Raw genomic sequence first — 19,103 nt, 5'->3', positions numbered from 1 at the left:
GACCGGTATGACACCGACGACCCGCCAGGCGCCCGTACGGCTCACCCAGTTCGCACACGGCGGCGGCTGCGCCTGCAAGATCCCGCCCGGCGAGCTGGAGGACGTCGTCAGCGGCCTCACGCCCTCGGGTCCTGCCACCGACAGCCCACTGCTGGTCGGTCTCGCCACGGGCGACGACGCGGCCGTGGTGGCGCTGCCCGGGCAGCAGGGCACGGCGGTGGTGTCGACCGCCGACTTCTTCACCCCGGTCGTCGACGACCCCTACGACTGGGGGCGGATCGCCGCCGCCAACGCCCTGTCCGACGTGTACGCGATGGGGGGCCGCCCGATCGTCGCCGTCAACCTCCTGGCCTGGCCCCGCGACCGGCTGCCGTTCGAGCTGGCCCGCGAGGTGCTGCGCGGCGGACTGGACGTCGCCACGGAGGCGGGGTGCCATGTCGGCGGCGGGCACAGTGTGGACGACCCCGAGCCCAAGTACGGCATGGCCGTCACCGGACTCGCCGACCCGGCACGGCTGCTGCGCAACGACACCGGGCGGGCCGGGTTGCCGCTGTCCCTGACCAAGCCGCTCGGCCTCGGCGTGCTCAACAACCGGCACAAGGCGACCGGCGAGCGGTTCGAGCAGGCGATCGCCACGATGACCGCCCTGAACCGGGACGCGAGCGTCGCCGCCCTGGCCGCCGGGGCGACCTGCGCCACCGATGTCACCGGCTTCGGTCTGCTCGGCCATCTGCACAAGCTGGCCCGCGCCTCCGGCGTGAGCGCGGTGATCGACGCGGCCGCCGTGCCCTTGCTGGAGGGTGCGCGGGAGGCGGTCCGTGACGGGTACGTCAGCGGCGGCACCCGGCGCAACCTGGAGTGGGTGGCGCCGTACACCGACTTCGGGACCACGGACGCCGACACCCGGCTGCTGCTGGCCGACGCCCAGACCTCCGGGGGGCTGCTGGTCGCCGGGGAGGTGCCAGGGGCGCCGGTCATCGGTGAACTGGTGCCGCTCGGCGCGCATTCGATCGTGCTCAGGTGATCACGGCTCCGTGCCCGTGTTCTCGTCGATGCCCGCCCGCGCGCGGTACTCCCGCACCAGCCGCACCGACGCCGGGCCCCGTGGCCGGCGTCCGGGGCGGATGTCGACGGCGAACGCCTTGGCCTCCTGGATATGGGTGTTGGGGTCGAGGGACAGATGCAGCAGCTCGTTGGCGGCGTCGCCCGTGCTGTAGCCGTTCGGGCCCCAGTGGTAGGGCAGTCCGACCTGGTGCAGGGTGCGCCCCTGCACGGTCAGCGGGGCCATCCGGTCGGTGACGAGCACCCGTGCCTCCACGACGCCCCGCGCACTGACGATCGTCGCCCAGCCGGTGTGCTCCAGACCGCGCTCGGCGGCCAGCTCGGGCGAGATCTCGCAGAAGAACTCCGGCTGCAGCTCGGCGAGATAGGGCAGCCAGCGGGACATGCCGCCCGCCGTGTGGTGCTCGGTGAGCCGGTAGGTGGTGGCCACGTACGGGAAGACGTCCGAGCCGGGCTCGGTGCCGCTCGGCTGGTAGCGGTTGTCGGGGTGTCGTGCCAGCAACTGCCGTACGGGATTGCGCTGTTGGGGGTAGAGCAGGTTGTCGAACGGCGAGTCCTGCGGCTCGTAGTGGGTCGGCAGCGGCCCGTCGGTGAGTCCGGAGGGCACATACAGCCATGCCTTGCCGTCGGCCTGCATGATGAACGGGTCGGTGCCCGACAGTGCTTCCGCGGCCGTCGCGTCCGGGGGCGGCTCGTAGTCGGGGGCCTTGGTGGGCTTGAAGTCGGGGACGTCGTGGCCGACCCACTTCCCCTCGTCCGCGTCCCACCACACCAGCGCCTTGCGCTCGCTCCACGGTTTGCCGTCGGGGTCGGCGGAGGCGCGGTTGTACAGGATGCGCCGGTTGGCGGGCCACGCCCACGCCCATTCGCCCGCGACCCAGTTCTGCTCCGTGCCGGGCCTGCGGCGGGCGGACTGGTTGACGCCGTCGGCGTACACCCCGCAGTAGATCCAGCACCCGCACGCGGTGGAGCCGTCGGCCTGCAGCTGCTCGTAGGAGGACAGTGGACTGCCGTCTGCGGCACGGCCGTTGATCTCGGCGAGGACGGACTCGGCGTCCGGCTCGGCGAGTTCGCCCTTGAGCGGGTAGTCCCACGTCACGTCGAGCACGGGCGCATCCATGGGGTCGGTGGAACCGGCGAGCTTCTCGCGGATGATCCGTCCGAGGTGGTACGTGAACCACAGATCGCTGCGGGCCTGTCCGGGCGGCTCGACGGCCTTGTGGTGCCACTGGAGCATACGCTGGGTGTTGGTGAAACTGCCGTCCTTCTCGGTGTGCGCGGCAGCCGGCAGGAAGAAGACCTCGGTGCCGATGTCCTCCGTGCGCATCTCGCCCGTCTCGATCTCGGGGCCGTCCTTCCACCAGGTGGCGGTCTCGATCAGGGAGAAGTCGCGTACGACCATCCAGTCCAGGTTGGCCATGCCCAGCCGCATCAGCTTGGCGTTGGCGTTGCCCACGGCCGGGTTCTCACCGAACACGAAGTAGCCCTTGCAGACGCCCTCCAGCTGGGCCATCGCCGTCTCGTAGGCGGAGTGGGAGCCGGTGAGGCGAGGCAGGTAGTCGAAGCAAAAGTCGTTCTCGGCTGTGGCGGCGTCGCCCCAGTAGGCCTTGAGCAGGCTCACGAGGTAGGTGCGCATGTTGCCCCAGTAGCCCTTGCGCGCGGCCTCCCCCTGCACGAACTCGTCCAGGCCCTCGCCCTTGTGGGCGTGCGGCATCGGGATGTAGCCGGGCAGCAGGTTGAACAGGGTGGGGATGTCCGTCGAGCCCTGGATGGAGGCGTGTCCGCGCAGCGCGAGGATGCCGCCGCCCGGCCGGCCCATGTTCCCGAGCAGGCTCTGGAGCACCGAGGCCGCGCGGATGTACTGCACGCCGACCGTGTGCTGGGTCCAGCCGACCGCGTAGGCGAAGGCGGTCGTGCGCTCCCGTCCCGAGTTGTCGGTGACCAGCTCGCACACCTGGCGGAAGAGGTCCTGCGGCACCCCGCAGATCTGCTCCACCGCCTCCGGGGTGTAGCGGGCGTAGTGGCGTTTGAGGACCTGGAAGACACAGCGCGGATGGGTCAGGGTGTCGTCCCGCTCGGGTTCGCCCTCGCCGATGTCGGCGCCGCCGGAGCCGTGGGCCTCGCCGCGCGCGGCCTCGGTCTCCGAACCCCCGCCGGTGGTGCGCTTGTCGTACTCCAGGTCGCGTTCACCGGAGGCCGCCTGGACCTCCATGCCTTCGTACTGCCAACTGGCGTTGTCGTAGCGGCGGTTGTCGGGGTCGAGGCCGGAGAAGACGCCGTCGAGGTCCTCGGTGTCGCGGAAGTCCTCGCGCAGGATCATGGGGGCGTTGGTGTACGCCACCACGTAGTCGCGGAAGTACTTCTCGTTCTGCAGCACGTGGTTGATGATTCCGCCGAGGAAGGCGATGTCACTGCCCGCGCGCAGCGGGACGTGCACGTCGGCGAGCGCGCTGGTGCGGGTGAAGCGCGGGTCGACGTGGATCACCTTCGCGCCCCGGGCCTTGGCCTCCATCACCCACTGGAACCCGACGGGGTGGCACTCGGCCATGTTCGAGCCCTGGATGACGATGCAGTCGGAGTGCTGCAGATCCTGCTGGAAGGTGGTCGCGCCGCCGCGTCCGAACGAGGTTCCCAGACCGGGAACGGTGGAGGAGTGTCAAACGCGCGCCTGGTTCTCGATCTGGATCGCCCCGAGCGCGGTGAACAACTTCTTGATCAGGTAGTTCTCTTCGTTGTCGAGCGTGGCACCGCCCAGGCTGGCGATGCCGAGGGTGCGCCGGGTGCGGGCCTCGTCGACCTCCCACTGCCAGCCCGCGCGCCGGGCCGCGACGACCCGGTCCGCGATCATGTCCATCGCGGTGTCGAGGTCCAGCCGCTCCCACTCGGTGCCGTACGGGCGCCGGTAGAGGACCTCGTGCTCACGGGCGTCGCCCGTCGTCAGCTGCAGGCTCGCCGAGCCCTTGGGGCACAGGCGGCCGCGGGAGATCGGGGAGTCGGGGTCGCCCTCGATCTGGGTGACCTTGCCGTCCTCGACGTAGACGTTCTGGCCGCAGCCGACCGCGCAGTACGGGCAGACCGACTTCACCACGTGGTCCGCGCTCGCGACGCGGGGGGTCAACCGCTCGCTGCGCCCGCTCTTCGCGGCGGCCCCGCGGCCCAGCGGGTCCGTGCCCGTGAGCTGGCGGTAGACCGGCCAGGAGTCGATCCATGTGCGCACGCCCATGGCTCCGGGCCCTCCTTTCGCCTGCCGACGTTCCGCCGGGGCGGAGTACCCCGGGCACCTCTGCCGAAACAGGGCGCGGCTCCCGTGCCCCGACCGGCCCTACGCCTCCTGCCCGCCCTGCCTCGCCCGCAACCGCTCCCGCTGCGGTACGACCGTGTACTTCGGGTCCTCCGCGGAGGCGACCCCGGCGTGGAAGAGGCCGAACCGCAGGGCCGCGGACCCGGTGAGCAGGGCCGCGCCGGCCACTGTCGCGAGCGCCCTCCCCCGCTGACGACCCGAGAGTGCCGCGAGGACGGCGCCGCCTGCCGTGAGGGCTTCCGCGGTGCGCAGCATCACGTGCGGGCGGCCCTTCTCCAGCGGCTCGGCGGCCAGCCCCATCCGCCGTTTCATCAGCTGGAAGGTGCCCAGTTCCAGGGCGGCTCCGAGCACGGCCATACGGCGTGCGGGTCCCGTCTGGGCGGTGGGTGCGGCGGCCAGGGCCAGTCCCGCCGCCGCGGTGGCGCCCGAACCGGCGAAGACGTACGGCATCTGCCGGTGGCCCTCGTGCCAGGAGGGCACCGCCGTGTCCGAGATCAGGACGGCCGTGTATGTCACGACGGCGGGGCCGAGGACGGCGGCGCCCGCGGTGGCGGCCGATCCGACGAGCCGGTAGCGGCCCGCCACGTCGCTCGCCGCGGCGGCCAGGGTCAGCGGGGCGTAGCCCGACAGCAGCCAGGAGCCCACGCTCATGGGCGACGTCGGCTTGAAGACCCGCAGCATGTTCATGAACCGGGCCGGGCGTCCCAGGTCGTGGACGAGCGCGGCCAGCGAGAGCGAGATGGCGCCCGCAGCGCCCAACTTGGCCGCTCGGGCCAGCACGGGCCGCCCGGTCGCCTGTGCGCCGGCGGCCAGCAGCGAGGAGCTGCCCGCGAGACCGCCGAGGTAGAGGTAGCCCGCGATGTCGAGGGCTTTCCAGGTGGGCTTCTTCAGGATGGGCCTGCCGTAGTACGAGGAGAACTCCGCGTCCGGCACCATGGACCGCTCGCCCCGGCCCCCGCGACGCCGCCTGCGGCGCCCCGCGGCCTCTCCGGTGACGGCGTCCCGTCCGGGTCGCTCGCCCTCGACGCCCTTGCGCGTCACGTCGGATCCGCTCATCGCCGTCCCCTGCCCGCGCTCCTGACGAAACTGGTGACGGCAAGCGCGGCGAGCGAGGCGGCGGCCAGCGCCGCGTGCCGCCACATGTCCGGCAGGTCCCGGGTGGTGACGACCGGGTCGGGTGGCAGGCCGTAAACCTCGGGTTCGTCCAGGAGCAGGAAGAACGCGCCGTCGCCGCCGACCCCGTCGGTGGGGTCCTCGCCGTACAGCCGGGCGTCGGCCACCCCGGCGGCCCGCAGCCGGGCCACCCGGTCCTCGGCGCGCTCCCGCAGCTCGTCCAGGGGGCCGAACTGGATGGAGTCGGTGGGGCACGCCTTGGCGCAGGCCGGTTCCTGGCCGACGCCGAGGCGGTCGTAGCACAGGGTGCACTTCCAGACCCGTCCGTCGTCCTTGCGCTGGTCGATCACGCCGTACGGGCAGGCGGGCACGCAGTAGCCGCAGCCGTTGCAGATGTCCTCCTGGACGACGACGGTGCCGAACTCGGTGCGGAACAGCGCACCGGTGGGGCACACGTCCAGACAGGCCGCGTGCGTGCAGTGCTTGCACACGTCCGAGGACATCAGCCAGCGCAGCTCGGTGCGTCCGTCGGGGGCCAGTGGGGAGATCTGCCCCGCGGGGGCAGAACCGGTGCCCAACCGGCCGGCGGCGTCGAACACGTCGACGTCCTCGTGGGACACACCGGGCTCCTGCCCTCCGAGCGGTTTGCGCTGCTCGATGAAGGCGACATGGCGCCAGGTGTCGGCACCGAGCCCCTGTGTGTTGTCGTACGACATGCCGGTCAGCAGCAGACCGTCCTCCGGGACGGCGTTCCACTCCTTGCAGGCCACCTCGCACGCCTTGCAGCCGATGCAGACGGAGGTGTCGGTGAAGAAGCCCATGCGGGGCGGGGAGTCGGGATAGCCGGCGGCGCCCGCCACGTCGTGCTGCGGTCCGTACAGCTGGTTGCCGTGTCCCCCGTCCGGCCGCGCCCGGAGCCCGTCTCCGGAGCCGCTGTCGGTCATGGCCCGACCTCCTCGTTGCGGGTGCCCTGCCCGCCGGGGCGGCAGGCAGCCGCGCGCCGGGCCCGCCCCGGGTGCCCGGGACGGGCCCGGCCGAAACCGGCGCGGGGGCGACTCACTCCGTCCCGCGGTCCAGCAGATCCTTCACGCCCTGAGCGGTCAGGGCCAGCTCCTCCGGGGTGCCCGCGTCGATCACGAGCGCCAGTGTTTCGGACGGCCAGCCGTGGGCGAGCGCGCCGAGCTGGATCAGCCGATGCTCCGTGATCTTCGGGAACGCCTGGTGCATACGGGCCTGCGAGGTGAACACCGGCACCAGTTCGGTGCCGTCCGGCTGCTCGTAGACGGGCAGACTCACCGTCTCAGGGGACTGGTCCGCGGCGGAGCCGGTGGGGACCAGGACCTCGCTGTCGGCCAGGGTGTCCAGTTCTGCGTCATGGGCATCGCCCGCGGCCACCGCACGCAGCGCCATCTGTACGGCGGAGGCGGCACCGTTGGGGTAGTACTCGGTCACGGTTGGTCCCTCCGTAGGGTCGAACACGCCCGGGGACGGCGCACCGTCCCGCTCGGCACTGCTCGGGTACCCGTACTCCTCGCCGCCATGTCCTGCCCCACCCGCCGCAGCGACATCGCGGCCGGGCCCCTGCCGACACCTGCCCGGCGGGGCCGCCCTATCCGCCCGCCACCAGCCCGTCCCCCAGAGCCGTCCGCTCGTACAGCACGAAGTAGCCCTGGCGCCGCGAGACGAGCAGCCCCGCGGTGCGCAGCGCCGTCAGATGGGACGACACCGTGGACGGGGCCAGACCGTGCCGGGCGGCGAGTTCCGTGGTGGCGGCGGGGAGGGTCAAGTCGCTGAGCAGGGCCGCCCGCTGGGCCCCGAGGAGGCGGGCGAGGGCCTCGGAGGGACGCGGCGCGGGGGTGCTGTGCAGACGGCCCATGCCGCGGGCGGGGTAGATGACGGTCGGCTGCCAGGGGCGCGCGAAGCCGCTGATCACATCGGGCCAGGCGAACACGCTGGGCATGAGCAGGATGCCGCGCCCGTCGGGGCGCTGCGCCTCCGCGTGGTCGCCGGTCCTGTGCAGGACGAGCCGCCGGCCGGTCCAGCCGATCGCGGGGTGCAGGCCGCCGAGCAGCGCGTCGAGACCGCCGTCGGCCGCCTGCCGTGAGCGGTGGGCGATGTCGGCCGCCAGGACGGCGCGGTGGCGGGGCCAGTCCGGGGCGAGCAGGGTGTGCCAGGCCAGTTCGGTGAGGTCGGCCAGGCGGCGGACGGTCCTGGCGGGGTCGTCGAGCGCGGCGCGGCCCTGCGGCGATGCGGCGAGTCCCGGTGTGCAGGCGAGCGAGCGGGCCATCTCCTCGCGGGCCAGTTCGGGGTCGGTGGCGCGCATGCGGGCCAGTTCGTCGTCGATGGAGAGGTACGGCTCGTCCGGGGGCGGGCCGAGGAAGTCCGGGGTGTAGCCGCCAGGGTGTGGCACGAACAGCCACAGGTCCGACAGGTCGAGCCCGGTGAGCGTACGGCCGAGACGGCGCAGCCAGGCGCGGTGGTAGCCGTGCCGGGCGGGCCGGCGCAGCATGCGCAGCGCCTCGTGGGTCTGGCACAGCGGCGAGATCGCGAACCGGCAGCGGGTCAGGTCGGCGGCGCCGAGATGCAGGGTCAGCGGCACAGGGACCTCCGTGAACGCGCCCGATCGGATCCGTGCGAGGCGGGCCGTCCCGGAACCGATTCGGCCTGCGTCGAAACAGTAGAGGCCCTGCCAGGCGCCGAGCACGCTGGCCCCCGGCCTTCCCGGCCTCTCCCGCCTTGTTCCCGACACCCCGGAGGATCCCTGGATGGGCAGCGTACGTCCGGCCGCATGGCGCCGTGGCGCCGTCGTCGCGGCGCTGATGCTGGCGGCGTTCACCTTCAACACGGCCGAGAACCTGCCGCTGGGGCTGCTGTCGCTGATGGCGGCCGACCTGCGTGTTCCGCTCGGGGCGGTGGGAGCGCTGGTCACCGGATACGGGCTGACGGTGGCGGTGGTGTCGCTGCCGGCCGCCCGGCTCACCCGGTCCGTGCCGCGCCGGTATCTGCTCGCCGCGCTGCTGGGTCTGCTGGCGGCGGCCAGCTGGATCTCGGCGCTGCAGGGCGTGTCGTACGGGATGCTGCTGACGGCGCGTCTGGTCACCGCGCTGGCGCAGGCGTCGTTCTGGGTGCTGATGGGGCCGGTCGCGGCGGGGCTGTTCCCGCCCGAACGGCGCGGCCGCGTCATGGGATTGCTGTCCCTCGGCGGTTCGCTGGCCACCGTGCTGGGCGTGCCGGCCGGGACCTGGCTGGGCGGTCACGGCGGCTGGCAGGTGCCCTTCGCGGTGCTCGGCGCCCTCGCGCTCGTCTCCCTCGTGGTGATCGGCGCCCTGCTGCCGACCTCGCATCCCGAGGAGAGTCACGCCGCCTACGGTGCCGAACCGGACCGGCGCCGGTTCCTGGTCGTCGTCGCGACCACCGGTCTGTCGGTGACGGGGGTGTTCGCGGGATACACCTACGTCGTCGCCCTGCTCCAGGACGTCGGCGGGTTCGGCGCGGACGCGGTGAGCGGTGTGCTGTTCGCGTTCGGTGCGGCCGCGCTGGCCGGTGTCGCGGTCACGGGTCCGCTGCTCGACCGGTTCCCGCGCGCCACGCTCACCGTGCCGGTGATGACGCAGGCGGCGGCCCTGCTCGGTCTGTACGCGGGCGCGAGCAGCCAGGTGGCGTCGGTCGCGCTGCTGATGCTGCTCGGCGCCTCGGTCGCTCCGGTGTTCATGGCGACGCAGAGTCAGGTGCTGCGGGTGGCGCCCGGTCGTACGGAGTCGGCGCTCGCCGCCAACGGCGCCGCCTTCAACGCGGGCGTGGCGGCCGGGGCGCTCCTCGGCGGATGTCTGCTGCCGGTCGTCGATGTGCGCGGAACGTTCCTGGTGGGCGGGCTGCTCACGCTGGGCGCGCTCACGGTGTTGCTGTGGCCCGAGGGCCGCGTGGCCGGAAAGGCCATCGGTTCTACCCGTGGCGCCTGATCGTCAAACGGACGTGATCCGGGTCCCGAAGATGCCGTATGGCAGGGACACCCCCTCCAGGGGGTCTATCGTGTCCGCATGTCCGTCCCCGAACTGATCCGTATCGTCTCCCGCGACTCGCCCATGGCGCTCGCCCAAGTGGAGCGTGTCCGCGCCGCGTTGGCGGTTCTGCAGCCAGGTGTGCGCACCGAGGTCGTACCGGTGAAGACGACCGGTGACAAGTGGATGGGCGATCTGTCCAAGGTGGAGGGCAAGGGGGCGTTCACGAAGGAGGTGGACGCCGCGCTGCTGGCGGGCGAGGCCGATCTCGCGGTGCACTGCGTCAAGGACGTGCCCGCCGACCGGCCGCTTCCGGCGGGCACGACGTTCGCCGCCTTCCTCAAGCGGGACGACATCCGCGACGCCCTCATCCACCCGGGCGGCCTCACCCTGGACCAGCTTCCGGAGGGCACCCGGATCGGCACCTCGTCGGTGCGGCGCGTCGCGCAGCTCGCGGCCACCCATCCGCATCTGGAGTGCGTGCCGTTCCGCGGGAACGCCAACCGGCGGCTGGCGAAGCTGGCGGCCGGCGAGGCCGACGCGCTGCTGCTCGCGGTGTCGGGGCTCGAACGCATCGGCCGCCAGGACGTGATCACCGAGATCCTCTCCCCCGAGACGATGATGCCGCCCATCGGCGCGGGCATCCTCGCCCTGCAGTGCCGGGAGGGCGACAGCGAGCTCATCGACGCGGTCAGCGGGCTCGGCGACCCGGACACCCATCGGGAGGCGACCGCCGAGCGCATGTTCCTGCATGTGCTGCAGGGGCACTGCAACAGCCCGATCTCCGGGTACGCGCGCGTGGAGCACGGCGGCGAACTGTCCCTGCGGGCCTGTGTGTTCACCCCCGACGGCAAGACCAGGCTCAACGCCCACGAGTGGGCCGGCCGCCTCGACCCCGCCACGCTGGGCACGTCGGTCGCGGTGGCGCTGCTGCGCCAGGGAGCACGCGAGATCATCGACGGCATCCCGCACTGAGGACGCGTCACGCCTGGGGAGCATGTCCCGCACTGAGCCGGATCCGGCTCAGGCGGTGCCCTCTTCCGCCTGGTCCCGCAGGAACTTGCTGACCTGATGGGCCAGGCGGTCCCGCACTCCCCCCGTGGGGGCGACGGGCTCGTCGTGCAGTCCGATGCCGCCCGCCCACAGCCGGCGCTCGGCCCATTCGTCGTCGGCCCGCAGCTGGACCTGGACGTCGATCTGGCTCAGCGAGGCTTCCGGACCGGCCGCGTAGAGCACGGCGGTGGCCCGGCGCAGCGGATAGACGTCGAAGCCCTCGATGAACTGCGAGTTGCGCCAGTCGATGAACGCGGCCTCGCCGTCGGGTCCGAGCCGTACGTCGATCTGGCCGTCCTCGAGGTGGACGGTGGTGTGCCGGCTGCCGCGGTTCTCGACGGTCACCCGGACGCTGAAGTACGTGAGCCCCTCGGCCGCGTCGTCCCGTCCGCGGGGCGGCTCGGACGCCTCCAACCGGTGGACGCGGACACGCAGGCCGTCGTGCTCGTCGTACTCCTGCCAGTCCCCGACCACGTTCGGCTCGTACACAGTCCACCTCTTCGACCTCAGAGAGCTGCTTCCTATCTGTGCGCTCAGTGCACTGTCAAATGAGCAGAATGCGCTGTGGCCAGCGCATTCACCCCCTTTGATCACTGATCAAGCCGTGCGCAGGAAGAACGGTCCGAACAAGCCATACACACCCGCATGCGCGCGTGTGGCACATCACGTTCCGGAGCGCTCGGTCAGCGGGCCAGCCGGCCGAGGAGCGAGGAGGCCGCGGTGATGCCGATCAGGGCGGCCACGAGGAGCACCCCGAAGTCGAGCGCCACGTGCGCGTGCGCGCCGATCAGCAGCCCGCGCAGCGCGTCCACCTCGTAGCTCAAGGGGTTGATCTTGCTGATCGCCTGCAGCCAGCCGGGCATGACGGAGATCGGGTACAGGGCGTTGGAGCCGAAGAACAGCGGCATGGTGATGGCCTGGCCGATGCCCATGAGGCGGTCGCGGCTGATGACGATGCCGGCGATGGTCATCGACAGACAGGAGAAGAACGCGGAACCGAGGACGACGATCCCCGCCACGCCGAGCAGTTTCAGCGGGTTCCAGGTCAGCGCGACGCCGAGCAGGGCGGCGATCACGACGACGACCAGGGCCTGGATCAGTGACTTCAGTCCGGCGGCGAAGGCCTTGCCGGTGATCAGGGCCGAGCGCGGAGTCGGCGTGACCAGCAGCTTGTTGAGGATGCCGGCGTCGCGCTCCCAGATGATCTGGATGCCGTAGAAGATGGCGATGAACATCGCGGACTGGGCGATGATGCCGGGTGCCATGTAGTCGATGTAGGGGATGCCGCCGGTGGGTATCGCGCGAATGCGGGTGAAGGTCTGCCCGAAGATCAGCAGCCACAGGGCGGGCTGGATCGCCCGCGTGTAGACCTCGGTGCGGTCGTGGCGCAGCTTCTGCAGCTCGACGGTGCACATCGCCCCGACGCGGGCGGGCAGCAGCCGCCAGCCCGCGCGGGGCCGGGGCGGCCGCAGCAGCAGATCGATGCCTTCGACGCGCTCAGCCGACACGGTTGGCAGTACGGCGGGTGCTTCGGACATCGCGGAAATCTCCTGACTTGTCGTCGAGACCGCTGCCCGCCACGTCCCGGAAGACGTCCTCCAGCGTGGGCAGCGGGGCCGAGGCCGGGGCACCTTCGGCGCGCCGGCGCTCACCGAGCCCCTGCCTCAGTTCGGTGGGGGTGCCGAGGGCCCGCACACGGCCGCGGTGCATCAGACCGACCCGGTCGCAGTACTGGTCGGCCTCGTCCATGTAGTGGGTGGTCACGAGCACGGTCATGCCGGTGGCCTCGCGGACGGCGTTGATGTGTTCCCACACGCCGGTGCGGGCGATCGGGTCGAGGCCGATGGTCGGCTCGTCGAGGATCAGCAGGCGCGGTGCGCTGACCAGCGCCTGGGCGAGTTCGAGGCGGCGGATCATGCCGCCGGAGTAGGTCTTGGCGAGCCGGTCGGCGGCGTCGGTGAGGTCGACGGCGGCCAGCGCCTGGCCGACGCGCTCGGCCCGCTCGCCGCGGGAGACGTCGAAGACCCGGGCGAACAGTGCGACGTTCTCCCGGCCGGTGAGGCCGGCGTCGGCGGACAGCTGCTGCGGCACATAGCCCAGCAGGCGCCGTACGCCCATACGGTCCTTGGCCGCGTCGCTGCCGAAGACCCGGACCATTCCTGCCGGTACCGGCAGGAGGGTGGTGATGCAGCGGATCGCGGTCGTCTTCCCGGCGCCGTTGGGGCCGAGGAGCCCGAAGACCTCGCCCGGGCGCACGGAGAGGTCGAGTCCGTCGACGGCGTTCGTCTCGCCGAAGGAGTAGGCGAGGCCCGTGCAGGTCACGGCCTCGGGCTGGTCGGGGTCGCTGTCCCGTGTCATGACTGATCGGCCTCCTCGTGCAGGTTGTCGGCCAGCTTGCGCAGGGCCGGGATCGCCGCGCCGAGCGCCTCGCGGTCCTTGTCGTCGAGCCGGGACAGCCCGCCCCGTACGAGCTCGGAACGGCGTCTGCGCCACTCGTCGAGCCGGGCCTCGGCCGCGGGGGTCGGCTTCAGCCGGGCGGCCCGCCGGTCGGCCGGGTCGGTCTCGCGCAGCAGATAGCCCTGCCGCGACAGCTGGTTGACCAGCGTCGAGACGGAGTTCCCGGCCAGATGCAGTTCCTTGGCGGCGTCCGAGATCCCGATGCCGGGCCGGCTCACGACCAGGCGCAGCAGTTCGACCTCGGCACCGCGCAGTTGCGGGGTGATCTCGGGGCGCAGTCGGCGTCGGAGCAGCCGGTGGACGCCGACGAGGGCGTCGATCAGCTCGTCCGGGAAGGGTTCGGGTTCCACACCCGGAGGTTACCTCTGTAGCAGAGGTAACTAACCCAAGAGACGGTCAAGCACCCGACGAGCGCCATCCCGAGGTCCGTTCTAGTTTGAAAGGACCGTCCAGCACCGCCTCTGGGAGGTGCGCACCATGCTGGTCACCAGCGGCAGAACCAACCCCCACCCGCACGACGACGCCCCCGACACCGCCGACGCCTTCTCGCGCCTGGCGCGGCTGCCCGACGGTCCGCAGCGCAGAAAGCTCAGGGACGAGCTGGTCGAGGCCTGGCTGCCCATGGCCGAGCGGATCGCCGTCCGGTTCAAGGGACGGGGAGAATCCCTGGAGGACCTCTACCAGGTGGCGGCCCTCGGTCTGGTCAAGGCCGTCGACCACTACGACCCGTCCCGCGGCCACGCCTTCGAGGCGTACGCCGTGCCGACCGTCACCGGCGAGATCAAACGGCACTTCCGCGACCACATGTGGACGCTGCACGTTCCGCGCCGGGTCCAGGACCTGCGCAACAGGGTGCGGCAGTCCGTCAAGGAACTGTCCCAGACCACTCCGGGACGTGGACCCACGGTCGGCGAGATCGCCCGGCACGCGCAGCTGAGCGAGAGCGAGGTGCGCACGGGGATGGAGGCCCTCGAGTGCTTCTCCGCGCTGTCGCTCGACGCCGAGATGCCCGGCTCCGACGGCTACTCCCTCACCGACGCGATCGGCGGCTCCGACCCGGCCTACGACATCGTCGTCGACCGGGTCGCGGTGGGGCCCTGCATCCGGGCCCTGCCCGAACGCGAGCGCACCATCCTCTACCTCCGCTTCTTCCGGGGCATGACCCAGAGCCGGATCGCGCAGCACCTCGGCATCTCCCAGATGCATGTCTCCCGGCTGCTCAGCGGCTGTTTCGCCCAGCTGCGTGAGGAGCTGCTGGCGGAGAACCGCTGAGCGGCCGGGCCGCCCGGTCCCGGCCGGGGCGCCCGTTTCGGCCCCATGCGAGGGGTACTCGACAGGCGCCCGCAGCGGTTCCGGTCGGACACTGGGTACGAGACCGGTGGCCGCCGGAGGACGAGACCAGGACGCGACTGTCATGAACCACGATTTCTCACGCCCTCGCGAAAAGACCCATGTCGTCTCCTCGCACTCCGTGTCCGGGGCACCCTGCTGGGTGAGCCTGACCAGCCGTGACGTCGACGCCACCGAGCGGTTCTACGAGGCCGTCCTCGGCTGGGAATGGCGCCCCGCCAAGCTGGGCGACCGCTTCCGGATGGCGCTGGTGAACGGAACGCCCGTGGCCGGGATCGCGGGGGTCGCCTCCATGTGGCAGGTGGCGGTGGCGTGGACGCCGTACTTCGCCGTGGCCAGTGCGGACCACGCGGTGGCCCGGGCACAGGAGCGGGGCGGGACGGCCGCGGTCGGCCCGATCTCCTTCCCGCCCGGACGGGCGGCGCTGCTGGCCGACCGGGACGGCGCCACCTTCGGCATCTGGGAGGGGCTGCTCGTCGCCGACTGGGAGAAGTGGCGGCTGGCGGCCCCGACCTTCATCAGGCTGCACACCCGCGACGCCTTCGACGCGGCGATCTTCTACGGCGAGGTGCTGGACTGGGCGTCCGGACGGCCCGGCTCCTGCGAGGTCCGCTACGAGGGGGGCGAGGTCGTCCTGCGCAGTCAGGGCACCGTCGTGGCACGCATCGAGTCCGGGGCCCTGGGTGCGGCCCCGGACCCCACCATCCGGCCCCACTGGCAGATCCACTTCGTGGTCGAGGACGTCGCGGCCTGCGTGCGGGCGGCCGAACGGCACGGCGGCAGCGTGCTGACGAAGGGCAGCGACGAGGCCGTCCTGCGCGATGCCGACGGCGCCCAGTTCACGGTGACCTCGCACCGCGCGCCCTAGCGTTCCGAGCGGCCCTTACGGCCTCGTGCGCCGCGTGTGCCCCGGGACGTCGGCGTGGAGGGGCGGGACAGGAGCACCAGGCTGCGCCGTTCGACCAGGACCGAGGTGTTCGCCTTGTGCTCGGACTCGTCCGGAGGGCCCTGGGGTTCGGCGGTGTCGATCAGGGTCGTCCAGCGTTCGCCGTAGGTGACGTCCGGCAGGCGGAACTCCATCGGCTCCCAGTAGCTGTTGAGCAGCAGCAGGAACGAGTCGTCCACCACGGGCCGGCCCTCAGGGTCGGGCTCGGCGATCGCGTCGCCGTTGAGGAAGACGGCGACGGAGTGCGCGTCCGGGCGCTGCCAGTCCTCGTCCGTCATCTCCCGTCCGTCCGGCGCCAGCCACATCAGGTCGGGCAGCGGCCGGCCGGCGCGCGTCGCGGTCTCGCCGGCGAAGAACCGGCGGCGGCGCAGCACGGGGTGCGCGGCCCGCAGCCCGATCACGTGCCGCACGAAGTCCGCGAGTTCACGCTGCTCCCCGGTCAGGTGCCAGTCGATCCAGGACACTTCGTTGTCCTGGCAGTAGGCGTTGTTGTTGCCGCCCTGGCTGCGGCCCAGTTCGTCACCGTGGCTCAGCATCGGAATGCCCTGCGACAGCAGCAGCGTGGCAAGGAAATTGCGCTGCTGGCGGGCCCTCAGCTCCAGCACGGCAGGGTCGTCCGTGTCGCCCTCGGCGCCGCAGTTCCAGGAACGGTTGGCGCTCTCGCCGTCCCGGTTGCCCTCGCCGTTGGCCTCGTTGTGCTTGTCGTTGTACGACACCAGGTCGCGCAGCGTGAACCCGTCGTGCGCGGTGACGAAGTTGACGCTGGCGCGGGGGCGGCGCCGGCTGTGCTGGTAGAGGTCGGCGGACCCGGTCAGCCGGGAGGCGAACTCACCCAGCGTGTGCTGCTCGGCACGCCAGAAGTCCCGTACCGCATCACGGTACTTGCCGTTCCACTCCGACCACAGCTGCGGGAAGTTGCCCACCTGGTAGCCGCCTTCCCCCACGTCCCACGGCTCCGCGATCAGCTTGACCCTGCTGATCACCGGGTCCTGCTGGATCAGGTCGAAGAACGCCGACAGCCGGTCCACCTCGTGGAACTGCCGTGCCAGCGTGGCCGCGAGGTCGAAGCGGAAGCCGTCGACGTGCATCTCGGTGACCCAGTACCGCAGCGAGTCCATGATCAGCTGCAGGACGTAGGGGTGCCGCATCAGCAGGCTGTTGCCGGTGCCGGTGGTGTCGTAGTAGTGCCCCCAGTCGCCGTCCACCAGGCGGTAGTAGGAGGCGTTGTCGATACCGCGGAAGGAGAGCGTCGGGCCCTTCTCGTTGCCCTCGGCCGTGTGGTTGTAGACGACGTCGAGGATCACTTCGAGCCCGGCCGCGTGCAGCGCCTTGACCATCGACTTGAACTCGTCGACCTGCCGGCCGCGGGTGCCCCGGGCCGCGTAGGCGTTGTGCGGGGCGAAGAAGCCGATGGTGTTGTAGCCCCAGTAGTTGGACAGGCCACGGCCCTGCAGCACGCCGTCCTGCACATACTGGTGGACCGGCATCAGCTCCACCGCCGTCACGCCGAGGCCGGTCAGATGCTCCAGGACCGCGGGGTGCGCGAGGCCGGCGTAGGTGCCGCGCAGCCGGGGCGGGACGTCGGGGTGGGTGCGGGTCATGCCCCGCACGTGGGCCTCGTAGATGACGCTCTCCGCGTACGGCCTGAGGGGTGGCCGGTCGTCGCCCCAGTCGAAGGCGGGATCGGTGACGACGCCGAGCATGGTGTGCCCGGCGCTGTCGGAGCGCGAGGGCCCGTTCGGCGAACGCTCGAAGAGCGAGGCGTGGTTGTCCACCTGCCCGTCCACCGCGCGGGTGTACGGGTCGAGGAGCAGCTTCTTCGGATTGCAGCGGTGGCCCAGGTCCGGGTGCCAGGGGCCGTGCACCCGGTAGCCGTAGCGCTGTCCGGGCCGGACGCCCGGCAGATAGCAGTGCCAGACGAAGCCGTCGACCTCGGTCACCGGGATGCGGCACTCGCCGCCCTTGTCGTCGAGGAGGACGAGCTCGACCTGTTCGGCGACCTCGCTGAAGAGGGCGAAGTTGGTGCCCTTCCCGTCGAAGGAGGCACCCAACGGGTAGGGGTGCCCGCTCCTGACGGGCACCCCTGCCGTGTGGCGTCGCTTCGCCGTCACCGGGCATCCTCCAGCACGCCGTCCGTCTCGTGTACGCAGCCGGACAGCACCGCGGTCCGCGTCTCGCGGGGCACCTGGAGCACCTCGCGCAGCCGCGGCTCGGGAGCCACGGGCACCAGCGGCACACGCCCGCCGGCCCGGGCCCGCTGCGAGAACCAGATGACCTTGCTGCCGGTGGCCGTGGCACAGCAGCCCCAGCCGTCGCTCATCGCGGCGATCCGGCGCAGGCAGCCGCGCAGGTCCTGGTCGGGACGCAGTTCGCTGTCGTTCTCCCCCACGGCCGTGATCAGATGCTGCCCGTTCCACCACATCTCGATCGACGTGCTCTTGTCCCTGGCGTGCCGGTCGATGGCCTTCAGCAGCAGCTCGGCCGCGCCGCACACGGGCTCGACCAGTGTCTGGAGGTCCCAGAGCCGCAGGTATGCGGCCAGGATGCGCCGAACCTGCCCGACCCGCTCCGGGCTGACCTCGACGTCGAGGTGGTAGTAACAGGGCGCTGCGGTCTTCATCGTCGTTGGCTCCTCACCCGCGAAGCTCCCGCTTGTCCTCGCCCCTGCGGGACGAGCCCCGTATGCACAGCGTGAGCGGTGATCGCTTCTGAGTCACCTCAAGAGTGGGAGCACTACGCCATTCGTGCAACACGAGCGGTCTCGTGGTGATCGATGGGCCCACTGGGGTAGTTGAAGATCCAACAAGACGCTGAGTCGTCGTCCGTGCACCATGTGTGAAGACCTCGATGCCCGTAACGGATCCGCGCGTGCTCACGCGCGGGCGCCGCCCGACGGTCGGGAGACGCGCGATCGAGCCCCGGAAAGTGAAGGGCGTCATGCTGCTACCTGCCAAGGCCGAGGTGGCCCGGCAATTGCGGCGGTACCGGGCGTGGGAACGCGTCATGCTCGCGTCCCCCGCCGACCGCGCGGTGCGGGCCACCTTCGAGGACTCGGGCTACACCCTGTGTGTCCTGATGGGCAAACGCTGTGCCCGCGAGGCGGCGGACGCCGCCGAGCGATATCTGCGCTCAACCCTCGGCACGTATCTCCGGGAACAGGACGAGCGGACCCAGCCCGACGTCTCGGCACGCCGCGCTCCTCCGGAGGTGCATCGGCGGCTTGCCGGGGACCGGTGACCACGGCGGCGCACCCGAAGCGGGAGGCAACCCCTCCGGCGCAGTTCACTACCCCGACCGGGCCGACTGGCCCGGTTTTCCAGCACGGTGGAGGTGAGATCCATGAGCTCGATTTCGGCCATCGGCCGCATTCCGGTACGCGACATCCAGCCGACGGTGGAGTGCGGAAGGTTCCCGGCCAAGGCGGTCGCGGGCGAGACGTTCCAGGTCACCGCGACCGTGTTCCGCGAGGGCCACGACGCGGTCGCGGCCAATGTCGTCCTGACCGGCCCGGAGGGCCAGCACGGCCCATGGACACCCATGCGGGAGCTGTCGCCCGGCTCCGACCGCTGGGGCGCCGACGTCACCCCGCTCTCCGAGGGCCGCTGGACCTTCCGGGTGGAGGCCTGGAGCGACCCCGTAACGACCTGGCGGCGGACCGCCCGCATCAAGATCCCGGCGGGCATCGACACCGGTCTGGTCCTGGAGGAGGGCGGCGACCTGCACGAGCGGCTGGCGGCCGGGGTTCCCGAGGGGCCGGGTCGCGACGCCGTGCTGGCGGCGGTGACCGTACTGCGCGACGACTCGCTGCCGGTCGCCACCCGAT

General features: G+C 71.7%; 18 protein-coding genes. 7 read left to right on the top strand and 11 right to left on the bottom strand.

Translation table 11 applies throughout. The annotated features are described in order from the left end of the window. The first annotated feature begins 7 nt into the window (after window positions 1–7). On the top strand, window positions 8–1,024 hold the full coding sequence (gene selD, locus MQN93_RS26495) for a selenide, water dikinase SelD (RefSeq protein WP_242711529.1): 1,017 nt from the start codon (window positions 8–10) through the stop codon (window positions 1,022–1,024). Here selD and fdh read toward each other — a convergent pair whose 3' ends face one another. The 5 genes from fdh to MQN93_RS26470 all read right to left on the bottom strand — a co-directional run bounded on the left by fdh (window position 1,025) and on the right by MQN93_RS26470 (window position 8,075). Further along, entirely contained in the window at window positions 1,025–4,285 is a 3,261-nt protein-coding gene (gene fdh / locus MQN93_RS26490) for a formate dehydrogenase (protein ID WP_242711528.1), read from the bottom strand. A 99-nt stretch (window positions 4,286–4,384) separates the two neighbouring features. After that, entirely contained in the window at window positions 4,385–5,419 is a 1,035-nt protein-coding gene (gene nrfD, locus MQN93_RS26485; protein WP_242711527.1) for an NrfD/PsrC family molybdoenzyme membrane anchor subunit, read from the bottom strand. Beyond that, on the bottom strand, window positions 5,416–6,420 hold the full coding sequence (locus MQN93_RS26480) for a 4Fe-4S dicluster domain-containing protein (protein WP_242711526.1): 1,005 nt from the start codon (window positions 6,418–6,420) through the stop codon (window positions 5,416–5,418). Before MQN93_RS26480 ends, nrfD begins: the two co-directional genes overlap by 4 nt. A gap of 112 nt (window positions 6,421–6,532) precedes the next feature. After that, window positions 6,533–6,928: an SseB family protein gene (locus MQN93_RS26475; RefSeq protein ID WP_242711525.1), complete on the bottom strand. Its 396-nt coding sequence runs from the start codon at window positions 6,926–6,928 to the stop codon at window positions 6,533–6,535. A gap of 157 nt (window positions 6,929–7,085) precedes the next feature. Beyond that, a complete protein-coding gene (locus MQN93_RS26470) occupies window positions 7,086–8,075 on the bottom strand; it encodes an ArsR/SmtB family transcription factor (protein WP_242711524.1) in 990 nt (329 codons plus the stop codon). Between the two features lie 166 nt (window positions 8,076–8,241). Here MQN93_RS26470 and MQN93_RS26465 point away from each other — a divergent pair, with 166 nt between their 5' ends. Both MQN93_RS26465 and hemC read left to right on the top strand, forming a co-directional pair. Continuing rightward, window positions 8,242–9,435: an MFS transporter gene (locus MQN93_RS26465; RefSeq protein ID WP_242711523.1), complete on the top strand. Its 1,194-nt coding sequence runs from the start codon at window positions 8,242–8,244 to the stop codon at window positions 9,433–9,435. Window positions 9,436–9,513: 78 nt separating this feature from the next. Continuing rightward, the gene (hemC, locus tag MQN93_RS26460; RefSeq protein WP_242711522.1) at window positions 9,514–10,449 is read left to right on the top strand and encodes a hydroxymethylbilane synthase; all 936 of its coding nucleotides are present in this window, start codon (window positions 9,514–9,516) and stop codon (window positions 10,447–10,449) included. A 48-nt stretch (window positions 10,450–10,497) separates the two neighbouring features. Here hemC and MQN93_RS26455 read toward each other — a convergent pair whose 3' ends face one another. From MQN93_RS26455 to MQN93_RS26440, 4 genes are all read right to left on the bottom strand, one after another. Beyond that, a complete protein-coding gene (locus tag MQN93_RS26455) occupies window positions 10,498–11,016 on the bottom strand; it encodes a hypothetical protein (RefSeq protein ID WP_016433142.1) in 519 nt (172 codons plus the stop codon). A 194-nt stretch (window positions 11,017–11,210) separates the two neighbouring features. Further along, window positions 11,211–12,065: an ABC transporter permease gene (locus MQN93_RS26450; protein ID WP_016433143.1), complete on the bottom strand. Its 855-nt coding sequence runs from the start codon at window positions 12,063–12,065 to the stop codon at window positions 11,211–11,213. Then, entirely contained in the window at window positions 12,025–12,885 is an 861-nt protein-coding gene (locus tag MQN93_RS26445; RefSeq protein WP_242711521.1) for an ATP-binding cassette domain-containing protein, read from the bottom strand. The genes MQN93_RS26450 and MQN93_RS26445 overlap by 41 nt, the downstream gene beginning before the upstream one ends. Continuing rightward, window positions 12,882–13,334, bottom strand: coding sequence for a MarR family winged helix-turn-helix transcriptional regulator (locus tag MQN93_RS26440; RefSeq protein ID WP_242711520.1), 453 nt, complete (start codon window positions 13,332–13,334; stop codon window positions 12,882–12,884). Before MQN93_RS26440 ends, MQN93_RS26445 begins: the two co-directional genes overlap by 4 nt. Before the next feature lie 127 nt (window positions 13,335–13,461). On the opposite strand from MQN93_RS26440, the gene MQN93_RS26435 reads away from it, so the two are divergent. Together MQN93_RS26435 and MQN93_RS26430 are read left to right on the top strand one after the other, a co-directional pair. Further along, on the top strand, window positions 13,462–14,256 hold the full coding sequence (locus MQN93_RS26435; protein WP_016433146.1) for a SigB/SigF/SigG family RNA polymerase sigma factor: 795 nt from the start codon (window positions 13,462–13,464) through the stop codon (window positions 14,254–14,256). A 142-nt stretch (window positions 14,257–14,398) separates the two neighbouring features. Next, complete coding sequence (locus tag MQN93_RS26430; protein WP_016433147.1) at window positions 14,399–15,202, top strand: VOC family protein; 804 nt, start codon at window positions 14,399–14,401, stop codon at window positions 15,200–15,202. On the opposite strand, the gene glgX is transcribed toward MQN93_RS26430, so the two are convergent. Further along, window positions 15,199–17,391: a glycogen debranching protein GlgX gene (gene glgX / locus MQN93_RS26425; RefSeq protein WP_242711519.1), complete on the bottom strand. Its 2,193-nt coding sequence runs from the start codon at window positions 17,389–17,391 to the stop codon at window positions 15,199–15,201. The two genes, MQN93_RS26430 and glgX, sit on opposite strands and share 4 nt — an antisense overlap. Beyond that, a complete protein-coding gene (locus MQN93_RS26420) occupies window positions 17,388–17,900 on the bottom strand; it encodes a pep a2 (RefSeq protein ID WP_242711518.1) in 513 nt (170 codons plus the stop codon). Before MQN93_RS26420 ends, glgX begins: the two co-directional genes overlap by 4 nt. A 317-nt stretch (window positions 17,901–18,217) precedes the next feature. On the opposite strand from MQN93_RS26420, the gene MQN93_RS26415 reads away from it, so the two are divergent. Together MQN93_RS26415 and MQN93_RS26410 are read left to right on the top strand one after the other, a co-directional pair. Continuing rightward, window positions 18,218–18,517: a DUF5133 domain-containing protein gene (locus MQN93_RS26415; RefSeq protein WP_242711517.1), complete on the top strand. Its 300-nt coding sequence runs from the start codon at window positions 18,218–18,220 to the stop codon at window positions 18,515–18,517. Between the two features lie 102 nt (window positions 18,518–18,619). Beyond that, the coding region (locus MQN93_RS26410; protein WP_242711516.1) for a maltotransferase domain-containing protein at window positions 18,620–19,103 on the top strand (484 nt) is incomplete at its 3' end.

It is taken from the genome of Streptomyces spinosisporus, from assembly GCF_022698145.1.
GTDB classification, from domain to species: Bacteria; Actinomycetota; Actinomycetes; order Streptomycetales; family Streptomycetaceae; genus Streptomyces; species Streptomyces spinosisporus.
Note: the sequence above shows the minus strand (reverse complement) of the source record. Positions and strands in the feature narration are given on the sequence as shown.